This window comes from Phocaeicola plebeius DSM 17135 (assembly GCF_000187895.1).
GTDB classification, from domain to species: Bacteria; Bacteroidota; Bacteroidia; order Bacteroidales; family Bacteroidaceae; genus Phocaeicola; species Phocaeicola plebeius.
In genome coordinates this window covers 226221-242326 of sequence record NZ_DS990122.1, presented here as the reverse complement: position 1 = coordinate 242326, position 16106 = coordinate 226221, and the positions used below count along the sequence as shown (strand labels likewise).

General features: G+C 48.8%; 13 protein-coding genes. 9 read left to right on the top strand and 4 right to left on the bottom strand.

The genetic code is table 11. From position 1 onward, the window contains the following. Positions 1-77 precede the first annotated feature (77 nt). The 4 genes from BACPLE_RS05115 to BACPLE_RS05100 are packed head-to-tail and all read right to left on the bottom strand — an operon-like array spanning position 78 to position 4232. A complete protein-coding gene (locus tag BACPLE_RS05115; protein ID WP_007559502.1) occupies positions 78-602 on the bottom strand; it encodes an adenine phosphoribosyltransferase in 525 nt (174 codons plus the stop codon). Between the two features lie 57 nt (positions 603-659). After that, positions 660-2531 carry a tRNA uridine-5-carboxymethylaminomethyl(34) synthesis enzyme MnmG gene (mnmG, locus tag BACPLE_RS05110; protein WP_007559500.1) on the bottom strand — a complete coding sequence of 624 codons (1872 nt, stop codon included), beginning with the start codon at positions 2529-2531 and terminating at the stop codon, positions 660-662. A gap of 37 nt (positions 2532-2568) precedes the next feature. Further along, positions 2569-2991 carry an rRNA maturation RNase YbeY gene (ybeY, locus tag BACPLE_RS05105; protein WP_007559498.1) on the bottom strand — a complete coding sequence of 141 codons (423 nt, stop codon included), beginning with the start codon at positions 2989-2991 and terminating at the stop codon, positions 2569-2571. Between the two features lie 8 nt (positions 2992-2999). Next, on the bottom strand, positions 3000-4232 hold the full coding sequence (locus BACPLE_RS05100; protein WP_007559496.1) for a nucleoside recognition domain-containing protein: 1233 nt from the start codon (positions 4230-4232) through the stop codon (positions 3000-3002). Positions 4233-4331: 99 nt separating this feature from the next. Here BACPLE_RS05100 and BACPLE_RS05095 point away from each other — a divergent pair, with 99 nt between their 5' ends. From BACPLE_RS05095 to BACPLE_RS05055, 9 genes are all read left to right on the top strand, one after another. Further along, a complete protein-coding gene (locus BACPLE_RS05095) occupies positions 4332-5381 on the top strand; it encodes a DUF3810 domain-containing protein (protein WP_040312428.1) in 1050 nt (349 codons plus the stop codon). Positions 5382-5696: 315 nt separating this feature from the next. Then, positions 5697-6827, top strand: coding sequence for an N-acetyltransferase (locus tag BACPLE_RS05090; protein ID WP_007559490.1), 1131 nt, complete (start codon positions 5697-5699; stop codon positions 6825-6827). Positions 6828-6848: 21 nt separating this feature from the next. Continuing rightward, the gene (locus BACPLE_RS05085) at positions 6849-8786 is read left to right on the top strand and encodes a DNA topoisomerase IV subunit B (RefSeq protein WP_007559488.1); all 1938 of its coding nucleotides are present in this window, start codon (positions 6849-6851) and stop codon (positions 8784-8786) included. A 34-nt stretch (positions 8787-8820) separates the two neighbouring features. Beyond that, on the top strand, positions 8821-9276 hold the full coding sequence (gene coaD, locus BACPLE_RS05080; protein WP_040312467.1) for a pantetheine-phosphate adenylyltransferase: 456 nt from the start codon (positions 8821-8823) through the stop codon (positions 9274-9276). Between the two features lie 9 nt (positions 9277-9285). Next, entirely contained in the window at positions 9286-10881 is a 1596-nt protein-coding gene (locus tag BACPLE_RS05075; protein ID WP_007559484.1) for a S41 family peptidase, read from the top strand. A gap of 262 nt (positions 10882-11143) precedes the next feature. Beyond that, a complete protein-coding gene (locus BACPLE_RS05070) occupies positions 11144-11833 on the top strand; it encodes a succinate dehydrogenase/fumarate reductase cytochrome b subunit (protein WP_007559482.1) in 690 nt (229 codons plus the stop codon). A 33-nt stretch (positions 11834-11866) separates the two neighbouring features. Continuing rightward, positions 11867-13849, top strand: coding sequence for a fumarate reductase/succinate dehydrogenase flavoprotein subunit (locus tag BACPLE_RS05065; RefSeq protein ID WP_007559481.1), 1983 nt, complete (start codon positions 11867-11869; stop codon positions 13847-13849). Between the two features lie 35 nt (positions 13850-13884). Next, a complete protein-coding gene (locus BACPLE_RS05060) occupies positions 13885-14640 on the top strand; it encodes a succinate dehydrogenase/fumarate reductase iron-sulfur subunit (protein ID WP_007559479.1) in 756 nt (251 codons plus the stop codon). A gap of 255 nt (positions 14641-14895) precedes the next feature. Beyond that, on the top strand, positions 14896-16104 hold the full coding sequence (locus tag BACPLE_RS05055; RefSeq protein ID WP_148374620.1) for a hypothetical protein: 1209 nt from the start codon (positions 14896-14898) through the stop codon (positions 16102-16104). The last annotated feature ends 2 nt before the right edge of the window (positions 16105-16106 follow it).

Sequence of the window (16106 nt, the reverse complement as noted above, 5' to 3'; positions counted from 1 at the left end):
CAGCCTTCTTTGAGGAGAGGTTTCCTGCAAAGAAGGCTGCATATAATTTCCCCTTTCTGTAGGGGATTCTTCTCGTGTTATAGTTCTAAAAGGGTAGTAACTTCTACATCCTTTTCGAAGGCGTTTCTTCCGTTCAACCCTTTCAGTTCGATGACGAAGTTAACGTATGCTTTCTCCACGCCGCAGCGTTTTACCAGTCGGTAAGCTGCTGCCATCGTTCCGCCTGTAGCCAGTAAGTCGTCGTGCAACAATACCACGTCGTCTTTGCTGATGGCATCCTTGTGAAGCTGTATGGTGTCGGTACCATACTCTTTGGCGTAAGTTTCTTCAATGACTTCAGCCGGCAACTTTCCGGGCTTGCGGGCCATGATGAATCCGGCTCCTAAGCGGGCCGCCAGGGCGCCTCCCAGAATGAATCCTCTGGACTCGATACCTACCACTTTGGTAATCCCTTTGTCCTTGTATAGTTCATACAACTCGTCTATCATGCCCTGCAAGCATTCCGCATTTTTGAACAGGGTAGTGACGTCGTAGAACAGAATTCCGGGCTTGGGGAAATCGGGTATTTCTCGAAGGTTTTTCTTTAATGTTTCTTTATTCATATCCAGTATTTTATGTGTATTCCTTAAACAAATTGTTTCACGTGAAACATGCCTGCTTTATCGTCCCAGAAGCACTAGCAGCACGTTGATGTCGCTCGGTGATACGCCGGGAATGCGGCTGGCCTGTGCCAGGGTTTCCGGGTCTATCTTCACCAGTTTCTGGCGGGCTTCGGTCGACAGGGATTGCAGGTTCGCGTAGTCAAACTTGCCCTTGATTCGGATGGACTCCAGCCGGTGTATCTTGTCGGCAATCGTACGCTCCCGGTCGATGTAGCCTTTGTACTTGATGCGGATTTCGGCGGCCTCAATCACCTCTTCTTTTCGTTCCTCGATTTTGTCGAGTGCAGCCTGGAAGGCGGGGATATAAGGAGCGATATTTTCAATCGTAATCTGCGGGCGGCTGATTAAATCAACCAGCTTGCACCCATGAGTAAGCGGAGCTGTTCCTAACTTTTCGAGGGCGTCGTTTATCTTGTCGGCCTTCACGGAGAAGGTGCTTACGAAGTTTACGATGCGGTCTATTTCGGCCCGTTTCTTTTGCAGGATTTCGTAGCGGTCGGCCTTCACCAGTCCCAACTGATAAGCTCGTTCGGTCAGTCGCATGTCGGCGTCATCCTGACGAAGCAGGATACGGTATTCCGCTCTTGAAGTAAACATACGGTACGGCTCATCCACACCTTTGGTCACGAGGTCGTCAATCAGTACGCCGATGTAAGCTTCGTCACGTCCCAGCACGAACGGCTCGCCGCCGTGGCAGTTCAGGTGCGCGTTGATACCTGCAATGATACCCTGTCCGCCGGCTTCTTCGTATCCGGTTGTGCCGTTCACCTGTCCGGCAAAGAACAGGTTTTTCACCACCTTCGATTCCAGCGTATGCTTCAGCTGTGTCGGGTCGAAGTAGTCGTATTCGATGGCATATCCCGGACGGTACACCACCAGGTCTTTGAAGCAAGGAATCTTCTTCAGAGCCTCCAGCTGGATGTCCATCGGGAGTGAAGAAGAGAAGCCGTTCAGGTAAAGCTCCTGTGTGGTTTCACCTTCCGGTTCCAGGAACAACTGGTGTTGCGGTTTGTCGGGGAAGGTCACGATTTTGGTTTCGATACTCGGGCAGTAACGCGGTCCGATGCTTTGGATTTGTCCGTTGAAAAGGGGAGAGTCGGCCAGTCCTTTCCGGAGCGTGTCGTGCACCTCTTCGTTGGTAAAGCAGGTCCAGCATTGCAGCTGTTTCAGGTGGCGCGGTTCGCTGATAAACGAGAAACGGTGGAAATCATTCTCGCCGTCCTGCGTGTCCATCAGGTCAAAGTGTACGCTCTTTCCGTCGATGCGCACCGGAGTACCCGTCTTCATGCGTCCGGCCGTAATGCCGTGGCGGGTGATGGATTCAGTCAGGTGATACGATGCCGGTTCCGCACAGCGTCCTCCTGCCAGCATCTTGTGTCCGATGTGCATCAGACCGTTCAGGAAAGTACCGGCAGTCAGCACCACGCATTTGGCATGAAACGTCACTCCCCAGCAAGTCACCACGCCGGTCACTTCTCCGTTCTCCACCAACAACTCTTCCACCGTATCTTGCCAGATATGCAGGTTGGGCAGGTTCTCCAGAATTTCTCTCCAGGCCCAGATAAATTTTCCTCGGTCGCACTGGGCGCGCGGACTCCACATGGCCGGTCCTTTGGAACGGTTCAGCATACGGAACTGGATGGCGGTCTTGTCTGTCACCAGTCCCATGTATCCTCCCAGGGCGTCAATCTCTCTGACGATTTGTCCCTTGGCAATACCCCCTACGGCCGGGTTACAGCTCATCTGCCCGATTTTGTTCATGTCCATTGTAATCAGGCAGGTCTTTGAGCCCAGATTGGCAGCCGCAGCCGCCGCTTCACATCCGGCATGACCGGCTCCGATTACGATTACATCATACTTGAAATCCATTAGCTTTTATGTTTTTAATCCTTTGCAAAAATACGAATTACATGAAATCTTTCCGCATTTCCAGTGCTTTGTTTTCTGCGGCTTCCATGATTTCGCGTTCTCCCGGCCCTTTGTCATTGATGCCGCAAAGATGCAGTATGCCGTGTATGATTACGCGGTAGAGTTCCGTCTCATACGCTGCATCGAACTGTTCGGCGTTGGTGCGTACCGTGTCCAGGCTGATGAACAAATCGCCCGACAGTTTCTTGCCTTCGCAGTAGTCGAATGTGATGATGTCCGTGTAATAATCATGCTGCAGATACTGGCGGTTTACTTCCAGAATCTTCTCGTCCGAGCAAAAGATGTACGCGATTTCACCTACCTTCTTGCCGTAAGTTTCGGCCACGGCTTTGATCCATGCGGTCGTTTCGCGCTTCTTGATGGCGGGCATTTCCACGCCTTCTGTCTGATAACTAATCATAGCTTATGTCAATTGAAAAATAAATATCCGATGAAAATGGCAGCCAGTATTCCGGCGAAGTCGGCAATCAGTCCGCAACTTAATGCATGCCTTGTGCGTGTCACGCTGACGCTTCCGAAATACACCGCCAGAATATAGAATGTGGTATCCGTCGACCCTTGGAAGATGCAGGCCAGACGACCGACAAACGAATCAGCTCCGTAGGTGCTCATGGCATCCACCATCAGGCCGCGGGCTCCGCTGCCGCTCAACGGCTTCATCAGTGCCGTGGGCAGTGCGCCTACAAACTGGTCGTCTATTCCGCAACTCCGAACCACCCCGGCGATGCCCTGAATCAGAAAATCCATGGCTCCCGAAGCACGGAACACGCCGATGGAAACCAGAATCGCCACCAGGTAAGGAATGATGCGCACGGCAGTAGAAAAGCCCTCTTTGGCTCCTTCTACGAACGCGTCATATACATTGATTCTTTTCCGCATGCCCGACACGATAAAGCCGATGATGACGAGAAAGAGAAACACATTGGCAAAGGTCGTAGAGTAGAGGTCAATCTGTTCCCGGCTGAGCTGAAGGAAAAGCCAGATGATGCCCGCAATGAGCAGGCTGGCTCCACCGAGAAACAGCAGGATGGTCCGGTTCAGCAGGTTGATGCGCTGGTACAGGCTGACCGCAATGATGCCGGCCATCGTCGAAAAGAAAGTCGCCAATAGAATCGGAACAAACACGTCCGTGGGTTGTGCGGCTCCCATCTGTGCCCGGTATACCATGATGCTGATGGGAATCAGTGTCAGTCCCGATGTGTTCAGCACCAGAAACATGATCATCGGGTTACTGGCCGTGTCCTTGCGCGGGTTGAGTTCCTGCAGTCCCTCCATGGCTTTCAGACCGAGCGGTGTGGCGGCATTGTCCAGTCCCAGCATATTCGCCGCCAGGTTCATGAAAATACTTCCCGTCACCGGATGCCCTTTGGGGATTTCCGGAAACAGTTTCGAAAACAGCGGACTCAGCAGACGGGCGAAAAGCTGTATAACGCCTCCTTTTTCTCCAATCTTCATGATGCCCAGCCAGAGCGACAGTACCCCCGTCAGTCCCAATGAAATTTCGAACGCCGTTTTGGAAGAAGCAAAAGTAGAATTGATAATCTCCGGAAATACGGCCGTGTCGCCTAAAAATACGAGCTTGACCAGTGCCACCACAAAGGCCAGAAGGAAAAATGCAATCCAGATGTAGTTTAAAGCCATTTCTATCTAAGTATAATTCATGATTAATCTGTGTTACAAAAATATATAATTTCTTTGTCACTTCCTCCACCTTGTCTGAAAACATATAACTTTGTGTGTATGAAAAGTTTTCCCTTGCGTTACGTACGTTGGACCGCAGAGGGACTAGGATTGTGCCTCGTCCTCCTTTGCCGTTTTTTCCCGGATATGGGCGAGTTGTACGCCCGTCAGGTTTATCCCAGTTTGTCCGCATTGTTGTCGGCCCTGGTTTCCTGGATTCCTTTCTCCATGGAAGAATGGTTCTTTGTGGGAGCGTGTGTCCTGCTTGTCGGGATTCCGTTGTGGAGCTGGAAGAAAAAGAAAGGCTGGAAATGGACCTTGCGGGCAGAAGCCGAGCTGCTGGTAGGAGTGTACCTTTGGTTCTACGTGGGCTGGGGAATCAATTATTTTCGGAAAGACTTCTTTACGCGTTCCTCGTTAGAATATGTGGCCTACCAGGATTCTACCTTCCATCACTTCCTGGCCGACTATACCCGTCGCCTGAATCAAGCCTACACGCAGTCGCCTTTTCCTTCGCACGAAGTTATCGAAAAAGAAGCCAAGCAACTCTTTGCCCAAGTGCCTTTCCGCTTTGGCCTCTCTTCACCGAAAGCTTACCAGCATCCCAAGCGGGTCATGTTCAACGCACTCTATTCCGGTGTCGGCGTGTTGGGCTACATGGGCCCTTTCTTTGCCGAGTCACAGCTCAACCGTGAGCTGCCTTCCTTGCAATGGCCGTTCACCTATGCCCATGAGTATTCCCATCTGCTGGGAATAAGCAGTGAAGCCGAAGCCAACTTCTGGGCCTATCAGATTTGCATCCGTTCCGTTTCGCCTGCCGTCCGCTACTCCGGCTATTTCGGTCTGTTGCCTTATGTGCTTTCCAACGCTGCCGCATTGTTGGAGGAAGCAGACTACCGGCAACTGCTTTCTTCCATCCGTCCGGAAATTTTGCAGACCCTTCGCGAAAAGCAGGCTTACTGGCAGGCACGCTATAATCCGGTGGTGGGACGTGTGCAGGAACTGATGTATGAGTATTACCTGAAAGGGAACCAGATTCCTTCCGGGCAGAAGAATTATGCCGAGGTGGTGGCCATGATACTTTCCTTACCCGACGAATGGTGGAACTAACTGCTGTGAGAATTGAAAAATCCCGACCATCTGCCGGGAAAAAGCTGATTTTTCAATTCTCAGGAAGGAAAAGTGTTCTATTTTTCTGTAAAACAAGAACTTACTGATTTATCGGATTTTTTATTCTGGACGCAGAATGAAAAGATAGCTTAAAATCATGTCAAATCCTTAATTTCCCGTCTGTCTTCACCTCCTCCGTAAAAATTCCTTAAAGTGTGAAAATCAGTGAATAGCCCGCTTTTTAGGAGAAAAAACACTATCTTTACAGCCTTAATTTTTCTAAACTCAAAGCGAACGAAAGAAAATTATACCACAATGACTATCACGATTAAAAAAGTCACTACGAAAAAAGAACTGAAGAAGTTCATCCGTTTTAATTACGAACTTTATAAAAATAATCCCTATTCCGTTCCCGATTTGTACGATGACATGCTGAATACCTTCAATCCCAAGAAGAATCCGGCATTTGAATTTTGTGAGGCAGAGTATTTCCTGGCCTACAAGGGCGAGGAGATAGTGGGGCGTGTGGCTGGTATCATCAACCACCGTGCCAATGACACCTGGAACAAGAAAGAAGTCCGCTTCGGCTGGCTGGACTTCATCGACGAAGAAGAAGTGTCTTCAGCCTTGCTGAAAGCCGTAGAACAATGGGGAAAAGAAAAAGGTATGGAAGCCATTGTCGGTCCGCTGGGATTTACAGATATGGATGCCGAAGGAATGCTAGTAGAAGGATTCGACCAGCTGAGCACCATGGCCACCATCTACAACTATTCTTATTATCCGGAACACATGGAGCAGCTGGGCTTTGAGAAAGAAGCCGACTGGGTGGAATACAAACTGAGCGTGCCTCACCAGCTTCCGGAAAAGTTTGTGCGCATCTCCGAAATCATTCTTCAGAAATACAACCTGAAAATCAAGAAGCTCAAGCGGAGCGAAATCAAGAAACAGAACTACGGGCAGAAAATCTTCGATTTGATTAACGAAGCCTACGCTCCCCTTTACGGGTATTCAAAAATGACACAGGGACAGATTGACCAGTATATAAAGATGTATCTGCCGCTCATCGACCTGCGCATGGTGTCGCTGGTAGAAGATGCGGAAGGCAATCTGGTGGCAGTGGGAATTGCCATGCCTTCTTTGTCAAAAGCCTTGCAGAAAGCCAAGGGGAAGATGTTGCCTTTCGGTTGGTTCCACCTGCTGAAAGCCCTCTTCATCAAGCGTCCGCGCGTGCTCGATTTGTTGCTGGTAGGAGTGAAGCCCGAATACCAGAGCAAGGGAGTCAATGCCCTCCTGTTCTATGACCTCGTGCCCATTTTCCAGCAGATGGGATTTGAATATGGAGAAAGTAATCCGGAGCTTGAGCTCAACAAGAAAGTACAGGCACAGTGGAGCGCGTTCGAATCCGTGCAGCACAAACGTCGCCGTGCTTATAAGAAAATGATTTAAAAAACAGAGGGGAGAATAGATATGGAAGAACTCAATGAACAAACCGTTTCCTCTGCTGCCTATACAGAAGAGAACATTCGCCACCTGAGCGACATGGAGCACGTGCGTACCCGTCCCGGTATGTACATCGGTCGTCTGGGCGACGGTTCGCAGGTGGAAGACGGAATTTATGTGCTGTTGAAGGAAGTCGTCGACAACAGTATCGACGAGTTCAAGATGGGAGCCGGAAAACGCATTGACATCCAGATGGAAGACAACCTGCGTGTATCCGTGCGTGACTACGGACGAGGCATTCCCTTGGGAAGTCTGGTCGATGCCGTTTCCATGCTGAATACCGGGGGTAAGTATGACACCAAGGCCTTCAAGAAAAGCGTCGGACTGAACGGAGTGGGAGCCAAGGCGGTCAATGCATTGAGCCGCCGCTTTATTGCCTGGAGTGCCCGCGACGGACAGATGCGCAAGGCCGTGTTCGAACGCGGTGAACTGGTCAGCGACGAAACCTGTGCTACGGACGAAGAAAACGGAACCTATATTTTCTTTGAACCCGACGATACCCTGTTCCTGAACTACCACTTCCGTCCGGAGTTCATTGAGACCATGCTCCGCAACTATACCTATTTAAATACGGGGCTTTCCATCTATTATAACGGTCATCGCATTGTGAGCCGCAACGGACTGGAAGACCTGCTGAACGATAACATGACTGCACCGGGGCTGTATCCCATCGTGCATCTGACGGGCGAAGACATTGAGATAGCCTTTACCCACAGCGCGCAGTATGGCGAGGAATACTATTCCTTTGTCAACGGTCAGCACACCACGCAGGGAGGTACCCACCAGAGTGCGTTCAAGGAACACATTGCCCGTGCCATCAAGGAATTCTACGGAAAGAATCTCGAATTTCAGGACATCCGTAACGGACTGGTGGCTGCCATTGCCATCAACGTGATCGAGCCGACTTTCGAAAGTCAGACCAAAATCAAGTTGGGTTCACTCACCATGGCTCCTGAGAAAGATTCCGAAGGCAATCCCTATCCGTTTTCCGGTATCAGCGTCAACAAGTTTGTGGGCGATTTCGTGAAAGAGCAGGTAGACAACTACCTTCACAAGCATCCCGATGTGGCCGAAGTGCTGCTGCAGAAGATTCAGGAATCCGAGAAAGAACGTAAGGCCATTGCCGGTGTCACGAAGATAGCCCGTGAACGTGCCAAGAAAGCCAACCTGCACAACCGTAAGTTGCGCGACTGCCGCATCCACCTGAACGACCAGAAAGGCGGAAAGAAAGAAGAAGACGATCCCCGTCTGGAAAGTTCTATCTTCATCACCGAGGGAGACTCCGCCAGCGGTTCCATTACGAAAAGCCGCGATGTCAATACGCAGGCCGTGTTCAGTTTGCGCGGTAAGCCGCTGAATTCTTTCGGACTCACCAAGAAGGTAGTCTACGAGAACGAAGAGTTCAACCTCCTGCAGGCTGCCCTGAACATTGAAGAAGGGCTCGACGGACTGCGGTATAATAAGGTAATCGTGGCTACCGATGCCGATGTGGATGGTATGCACATCCGCCTGCTGATGATTACCTTCTTCCTCCAGTTCTTCCCCGACCTGATCAAGAAAGGTCATGTATATATTTTGCAGACACCTCTGTTCCGCGTGCGAAACCGCAAGAAAGGCGTGTACGAAACCATCTACTGCTATTCGGACGAAGAACGGGTGGCCGCCATCGAGAAGCTGAGTCCCAATCCGGAAATCACCCGATTCAAAGGACTGGGAGAAATCTCTCCCGATGAGTTCCGTCATTTCATCGGCAAGGACATGCGCCTGGAGCAAGTCACCCTTCGCAAGACCGACGCCGTGAAGGAACTGCTGGAATTCTACATGGGAAAGAACACCATGGAGCGCCAGAACTTCATCATCGACAACCTGGTGGTAGAAGAAGACCTGATTAAGAATGAAGAATGAAGAATTAATAATTAAAAACTGCCAGTCATCAGTGATGAAAAGAGCGATATTTCCGGGCACCTTCGACCCGTTTACTATCGGGCACTACTCCGTGGTGAAACGTGCCCTGACCTTTATGGATGAAATTATTATCGGTATCGGGATAAACGACAAAAAGAAAACCTGGTTTCCCACCGAAAAGCGTGTAGAGATGATTCGCAAGCTTTATGCCGACGAGCCACGCATCAAGGTAGAGGCCTACGACAATCTGACCGTTGATTTTGCCCGCGAGCGCGAGGCCGGATTCATTATCCGCGGCATCCGTACCGTGCACGACTTTGAGTACGAAGAAACCATTGCCGACATCAACCGCAAGCTGGCCGGCGTAGAAACCATCCTGCTCTTTACCGAGCCCGAACTGACCTCCATCAGTTCCACCATCGTGCGTGAGCTTTTGCAGTATGGAAAAGATGTATCCGACTTTCTGCCCGAAGGCATGGAAGTGGAATAAAATGAAAGAATGCACATGAAAATCAGAAAATACGTATTTGCTTTATTGGCAGGGTGGTCGGCATGGACGGCACTTCCTGCCCAGAACAAGCTGCTCGATTCGCCTTCGCGCAAACTGCAGCTGGCTGAGTTCGCCATCTCCAATCTGTATGTAGACAAGGTAGACGAAGACAAGCTGGTGGAAACCGCCATTGTCAGCATGCTGGAAGAGCTTGACCCGCATTCCACCTATTCTGATCCGGAAGAAGTGAAGCGGCTCAACGAACCCCTTCAGGGAAACTTTGACGGCATCGGTATCCAGTTCAATATGGCTACCGACACCCTGTTCGTCATTCAGCCCGTGTCGGGAGGACCTTCCGAGAAAGTAGGTATTTTGGCCGGCGACCGCATCATTGAAGTGAACGACACGGTCATTGCCGGCGTGAAGATGAATACGGAAGAAGTGATGCGCCGTCTGCGCGGACCGAAAGGCTCTACAGTAACGGTCAAGGTGCTGCGTGCCGGTGTGAAGGAGCTGTTGCCTTTCACCATCAAGCGCGACAAGATTCCCGTATACAGTCTGGATGCTTCGTACATGGTGGAAGGAAAAATCGGTTACATCCGTGTGAGCCGCTTTGCCGCTACCACCGGAAAAGAATTTACCGATGCCCTCCATAAATTGCAGAAACAAGGTATGAAAGACCTGATTCTCGATTTGCAAGGCAACGGAGGCGGTTACCTGAATGCCGCCATCAGCCTGTGCGACCAGATTCTGGGCAAGAAAGAGCTCATTGTCTATACCGAAGGACGCCGCAACCCGCGTTCAGAGTTTGAAGCCAAGGGCGACGGTGATTTCCAGAAAGGCCGTCTGGTGGTGCTCGTCGACGAATTTTCGGCTTCCGCCAGTGAAATCGTGACCGGAGCCATTCAGGATTGGGACAGAGGTATCGTAGTAGGCCGCCGCACCTTCGGAAAAGGACTTGTGCAGCGCCCCATCGATTTGCCCGACGGTTCCATGATTCGCCTGACGGTAGCCCGTTACTACACCCCTTCAGGCCGTTGTATCCAGAAACCTTACGAAAGCATCGAGCAATACAATAAAGACCTGATAGACCGCTACAACCGGGGCGAGATGATGAGTGCCGACAGCATCCACTTCCCCGACTCCCTCAAGGCCAAGACCCTGAAACTGGGACGCACCGTGTACGGCGGCGGAGGCATCATGCCCGACTATTTCGTGCCCATCGACACCACGATGTACACCGACTATTACCTGTCATTGCGCGACAAAGGCGCCATGGTGCAGCTGAACATCAAGCTGATTGACCGCCACCGGAAAGAATGGCTCCAGCAGTACAAGACGTTCGACCGCTTCAACCGCGAGTTTGAGGTGAGCCAGGCCATGCTCGACGAGCTGGTGGCACAAGGCACCTCCATGGGAATCACCTACAACGAGACCCAGTTCCGCACGGCACTTCCGCTGATCAAGACACAGCTGAAAGCCCTGCTGGCCCGCGACATCTGGGACATGAACGAATACTTCCAGGTGATTAACACGCTGAACGACAGCATGAAAAAGGCCATCGAACTGTTGCGCAAGCCCGGCATGAATTTCCCTAAAAGATAAGCTCCGGAAAACGTACTTGCGTTTGACGAAAAACACAAGTACGTTTTCCCTGAAACGCAAGTGCGTTTGAATTGAAACTCTTCGACGTTTTGGTTCAAACGCACTTGCGTTTTTTTGCGTGTGGCTCACAACCTCCGATTACAGAATTTTTTCCATAATCTGTTGCGTTATCTCAATAAATCTTCTAATTTTGCATCATAATTTGGACCTTCGAGTGCGAATTTATAGTTCTAACAATTAAATAATTTAAATTCAATCATTTATGTGGTTAAGTAATTCATCTATTGGAAGGAAAGTGGTGATGAGTGTTACTGGTATCGCCCTTGTCCTGTTTCTGACATTTCACATGGCGATGAACCTTGTTGCATTGTTCTCGGGCGAGGCGTACAACATGGTTTGTGAGTTCCTCGGTGCCAACTGGTATGCGCTGGTAGCTACTGTCGGACTGGCTGCCCTGTTTGTAATTCACATCATCTACGCTTTCTGGCTGACGATGCAGAACCGTGCAGCTCGCGGTCACGAACGCTATGCAGTGACAGCAAAACCGAAAAACGTGGAATGGGCATCTCAGAACATGCTGGTACTGGGTATCATCGTAATCCTGGGTCTGGCTCTTCACTTCGTAAACTTCTGGTACAAAATGCAGTTCGCTGAAATCATCGGCAACCCGATGATGGGTGGTCTTCATGCAGCCGACGGTTACGGTTACATCATGCAGACATTCTCTAATCCGGTGTTCTTTGTGTTGTATATCATCTGGCTGATTGCCTTGTGGTTCCACCTGACTCACGGATTCTGGAGCTCTATGCAGACTTTGGGTTGGAACAACACCATCTGGATTAACCGTTGGAAATGCATCTCTAACATCTATTCTACCATCATCGTACTTGGCTTCATGCTGGTAGCCGTTGTGTTCTTCCTGAAAAACATGATGGGTTGCGGTGCTTGCTAATTTAAGTGTAACTGATTAAATTGAAAAAACATTATGACTAAGATACTTGATTCTAAGATTCCTGAAGGCCCGATAGCTGAGAAATGGACCAATTATAAAGCTCACCAGAAACTGGTGAACCCGGCTAACAAACGTCGTCTGGACATCATCGTGGTAGGTACAGGTTTGGCAGGTGCTTCTGCAGCTGCTTCTCTGGGTGAAATGGGATTCCGTGTGTTCAACTTCTGTATCCAGGACTCTCCTCGCCGTGCACACTCTATCGCTGCACAGGGTGGTATCAACGCTGCCAAGAACTACCAGAACGACGGTGACTCTGTTTATCGTCTGTTCTACGATACAGTGAAAGGTGGTGACTACCGTGCTCGTGAAGCTAACGTATACCGTTTGGCTGAAGTATCAAACAACATCATCGACCAGTGCGTGGCACAGGGTGTTCCTTTCGCTCGTGAATACGGTGGTACACTGGCTAACCGTTCATTCGGTGGTGCGCAGGTATCTCGTACATTCTACGCTAAAGGTCAGACAGGTCAGCAGCTGTTGCTGGGTGCTTACTCTGCATTGAGCCGTCAGGTAGGTGCCGGTACTGTAAAACTGTACACTCGTTACGAAATGCTCGACGTAGTATTGGTTGACGGTCGTGCACGTGGTATCATCGCTAAGAACCTGGTAACCGGTAAGTTGGAACGCTTCGCTGCTCACGCAGTAGTTATCGCAACCGGTGGTTACGGAAACACTTACTTCCTGTCAACTAACGCCATGGCATGTAACGTAACAGCTGCCATGTCTTGCTACCGTAAGGGAGCTATGTTCGCTAACCCGGCTTACGTACAGATTCACCCGACTTGTATTCCGGTACACGGTGACAAACAGTCTAAGTTGACTTTGATGTCAGAATCTCTGCGTAACGACGGTCGTATCTGGGTTCCGAAGAAACTGGAAGATGCCAAAGCATTGCAGGCTGGCACAAAGAAAGGTAGCGATATTCCTGAAGAAGACCGTGACTACTATCTGGAACGCCGTTATCCGGCATTCGGTAACCTGGTTCCGCGTGACGTGGCTTCACGTGCCGCTAAAGAACGTTGCGACCACGGTTTCGGTGTAAACAACACTGGTCTGGCCGTATTCCTTGACTTCTCTGAAAGTATCGAACGTCTGGGCTTGGACGTAGTTCGCCAGCGTTACGGTAACTTGTTCGATATGTACGAAGAAATCACCGACGTAAATCCGGGCGAACTGGCTCGCGAAATCAACGGTGTGAAATACTACAACCCGATGATGATTTATCCGGCTATCCACTACACAATGGGTGGTATCTGGGTAGACTACGAACTCCAGACTACTATCAAGGGTCTGTTCGCTATCGGTGAATGTAACTTCTCTGACCACGGAGCTAACCGTCTGGGTGCTTCTGCATTGATGCAGGGTCTGGCCGACGGATACTTCGTATTGCCTTACACTATCCAGAATTACTTGTCAGACCAGATTACTGTTCCTCGCTTCTCTACTGACTTGCCTGAATTTGCAGAAGCAGAAAAGGCTGTACAGGCTAAGATTGACCACCTGATGAACATCAAGGGTAAGAAGTCTGTAGACTCAATTCACAAGGAATTGGGCCGCGTAATGTGGGAATACGTAGGTATGGGACGTACTGCAGAAGGTTTGAAGACCGGTTTGGCTAAGCTGAAAGACATCCGTAAGGAATTCGAAACAGAACTGTTTATTCCGGGAGCAAAAGAAGGTATGAACATCGAGCTTGACAAGGCATTCCGTTTGGACGACTTCATCACAATGGGTCAGCTTATCGCATACGATGCATTGAACCGCGAAGAATCTTGTGGTGGTCACTTCCGTGAAGAACATCAGACAGAAGAAGGTGAAGCAAAACGCGACGACGAAAACTTCTTCTATGTAGCTTGCTGGGAATACCAGGGAAGCGACGACAAGGCTCCGGTATTGTACAAAGAACCGCTGGTTTACGAAGCTATCAAGGTACAGACTCGTAACTACAAGAGCTAATCAGTGAAGTTAAACAATTAAAGAATCTAAGTAAAATGGATAAAAATATATCATTTACGCTGAAAGTTTGGCGTCAGAACGGACCTAAGGAAAAAGGTCATTTCGATACATTCCAGATGAAGGACATCCCGGGTGATACTTCCTTCCTGGAAATGCTGGATATCTTGAACGAACAGTTGATTGAAGACGGAAAAGAACCGGTAGTGTTCGACCACGACTGTCGTGAAGGTATCTGCGGTATGTGTTCTTTGTACATCAACGGACATCCGCACGGACCTGCTACAGGTGCTACTACCTGCCAGATCTACATGCGTCGTTTCAAAGACGGTGATGTAATCACTGTAGAACCGTGGCGTTCAGCCGGTTTCCCGGTTATCAAGGACTTGATGGTAGACCGTACAGCTTACGACAAGATTATGCAGGCAGGTGGTTTCATCAGCGTACGTACAGGTGCTCCTCAGGATGCCAACGCTATCCTGATTCCGAAGCCGGTAGCTGACGAAGCAATGGATGCTGCTTCTTGTATCGGTTGTGGTGCTTGTGTAGCTGCTTGTAAGAACGGTTCAGCCATGCTGTTCGTTTCTGCTAAGGTAAGCCAGTTGAACCTGTTGCCTCAGGGAAAACCGGAAGCATTGCGTCGTGCAAAGGCTATGATTGCCAAGATGGACGAACTGGGCTTCGGTAACTGTACCAACACCCGTGCTTGTGAAGCAGAATGTCCGAAATGCGTTTCAATCAGCAACATCGCTCGTTTGAACCGCGACTTCATCAAAGCAAAACTGAAAGACTAATCCTCTTTACAGACAGATAAAGATTCGCCCCGAAGCACGCGCTGTTTCGGGGCGAATTCTTTTTGTCTTTTAAAAACTTTTAAAAAGCTGAAAATCAAGGGTTGGATATTTGCACAGAATAAGTGTTATTCTTACATTTGTCACGTGATTTTTTTCATAGTATTAGATTTAAGGTTAACAAGGTTGGGAGAAAGCGTTCTCCCATTTTTTATGCTTCATGTGTAAAAAGAACTTGTTATTTTGATATGAATGTTTTTGGGAAATTTTTTAAGAGTGAAGATAATAAAGTTTTTTTGTTTTTTAGTTTTGTGTGGGGGCGCTTTTTCTTTTGTTTGGGGAGATAGCATTCCTTTTGCTGATTTACGTAAAAAAATAGCACGTGATCCAGTTACTTCTTTAGCTTTGTTGGATAGTATTGAAACAGTATCGTCTTATCCTCAGTATGGCATTGATTATTTGCGTGCGCTGGCTTATTGTACGCAGTCAAAATATTATATGGCTATGCATTATGCTAGCCATGCATTGAATAACCCGCAGATACGTCAGGATTCTGTGCTGACTTCCTATGCTTATATGCTTTTGGCTGAATCTTCTGTAGCTTCATTTCAACTTGCTGAGGCAGCTAATGTAATAGCAGAAGGAAAGAAGTATGCGGAGAAATCTGGGGATCAACTTTTAAAGGCTAATATGCTACAGATGGAAGGTGAGTTGTATCGTAAAATGGGTATACTGCATAAAAGTTATGATTGCATAAAGGAAGCTATCGCTTTGTTATCGGGTGTGCCTGAGTCTGATGCCGGTTTTTTGCTGTCCCATTGTATGGGTTATTTGATGGCATATTATATTAACGATAGAAATCCTAAAGATGCATGGGAAATTGGCCTGCAGCGTGAAGAGTTGCTATCTCGTCTTGCCTCCCGCAAGGATGTAGATACACATATGCTTGATCGTCATAAAGCTTTTTTCTATAGTAAGATGGCTTATTTGTCGTGTAAGTTGGAGAACTGTAAGGTGGGAAAGACTTATGCTGATAAGTTTTATTCTACCAACTTCTCATCTACCTTTATGGGCCAACTTGAGATAAATGACTATCTTCTTGAAAGTAAGGATTATCATTCTGTGCTGCTCCATAGTAAAATCTATTTTTCAAAGATGGATAAGGCAGATTCACTAAGTGTGATTTATCTTCGAACCTTGTATCAGAGTGCCCAGGCTTATAACTCGCTGGGGAAGCATAAAGAGGCTTATAATGCAATGCTTCGGTTATATGATATTCAAAGTCAGATACGTGTAAATATAGAGCGTAATCAGATGCTTGACCTTACAGATGTAACAAAAGCCGTATCGCGTGAGTATGAACTGGAAAAAGCATCTTATCGAATGAAGATACAGCGTTATGTAATCGAGGGATTAGTGGGGGTCATGATATTTCTGCTATTCCTATTTGGCGGGCTTTGCTTGTAATC

Coding starts and splice junctions, on each gene's coding strand:
- BACPLE_RS05115 (WP_007559502.1), bottom strand. CDS start 602: ATGAATAAAGAAACATTAAAGAAAAACCTTCGAGAAATACCCGATTTC.
- mnmG (WP_007559500.1), bottom strand. CDS start 2,531: ATGGATTTCAAGTATGATGTAATCGTAATCGGAGCCGGTCATGCCGGA.
- ybeY (WP_007559498.1), bottom strand. CDS start 2,991: ATGATTAGTTATCAGACAGAAGGCGTGGAAATGCCCGCCATCAAGAAG.
- BACPLE_RS05100 (WP_007559496.1), bottom strand. CDS start 4,232: ATGGCTTTAAACTACATCTGGATTGCATTTTTCCTTCTGGCCTTTGTG.
- BACPLE_RS05095 (WP_040312428.1), top strand. CDS start 4,332: ATGAAAAGTTTTCCCTTGCGTTACGTACGTTGGACCGCAGAGGGACTA.
- BACPLE_RS05090 (WP_007559490.1), top strand. CDS start 5,697: ATGACTATCACGATTAAAAAAGTCACTACGAAAAAAGAACTGAAGAAG.
- BACPLE_RS05085 (WP_007559488.1), top strand. CDS start 6,849: ATGGAAGAACTCAATGAACAAACCGTTTCCTCTGCTGCCTATACAGAA.
- coaD (WP_040312467.1), top strand. CDS start 8,821: ATGAAAAGAGCGATATTTCCGGGCACCTTCGACCCGTTTACTATCGGG.
- BACPLE_RS05075 (WP_007559484.1), top strand. CDS start 9,286: ATGCACATGAAAATCAGAAAATACGTATTTGCTTTATTGGCAGGGTGG.
- BACPLE_RS05070 (WP_007559482.1), top strand. CDS start 11,144: ATGTGGTTAAGTAATTCATCTATTGGAAGGAAAGTGGTGATGAGTGTT.
- BACPLE_RS05065 (WP_007559481.1), top strand. CDS start 11,867: ATGACTAAGATACTTGATTCTAAGATTCCTGAAGGCCCGATAGCTGAG.
- BACPLE_RS05060 (WP_007559479.1), top strand. CDS start 13,885: ATGGATAAAAATATATCATTTACGCTGAAAGTTTGGCGTCAGAACGGA.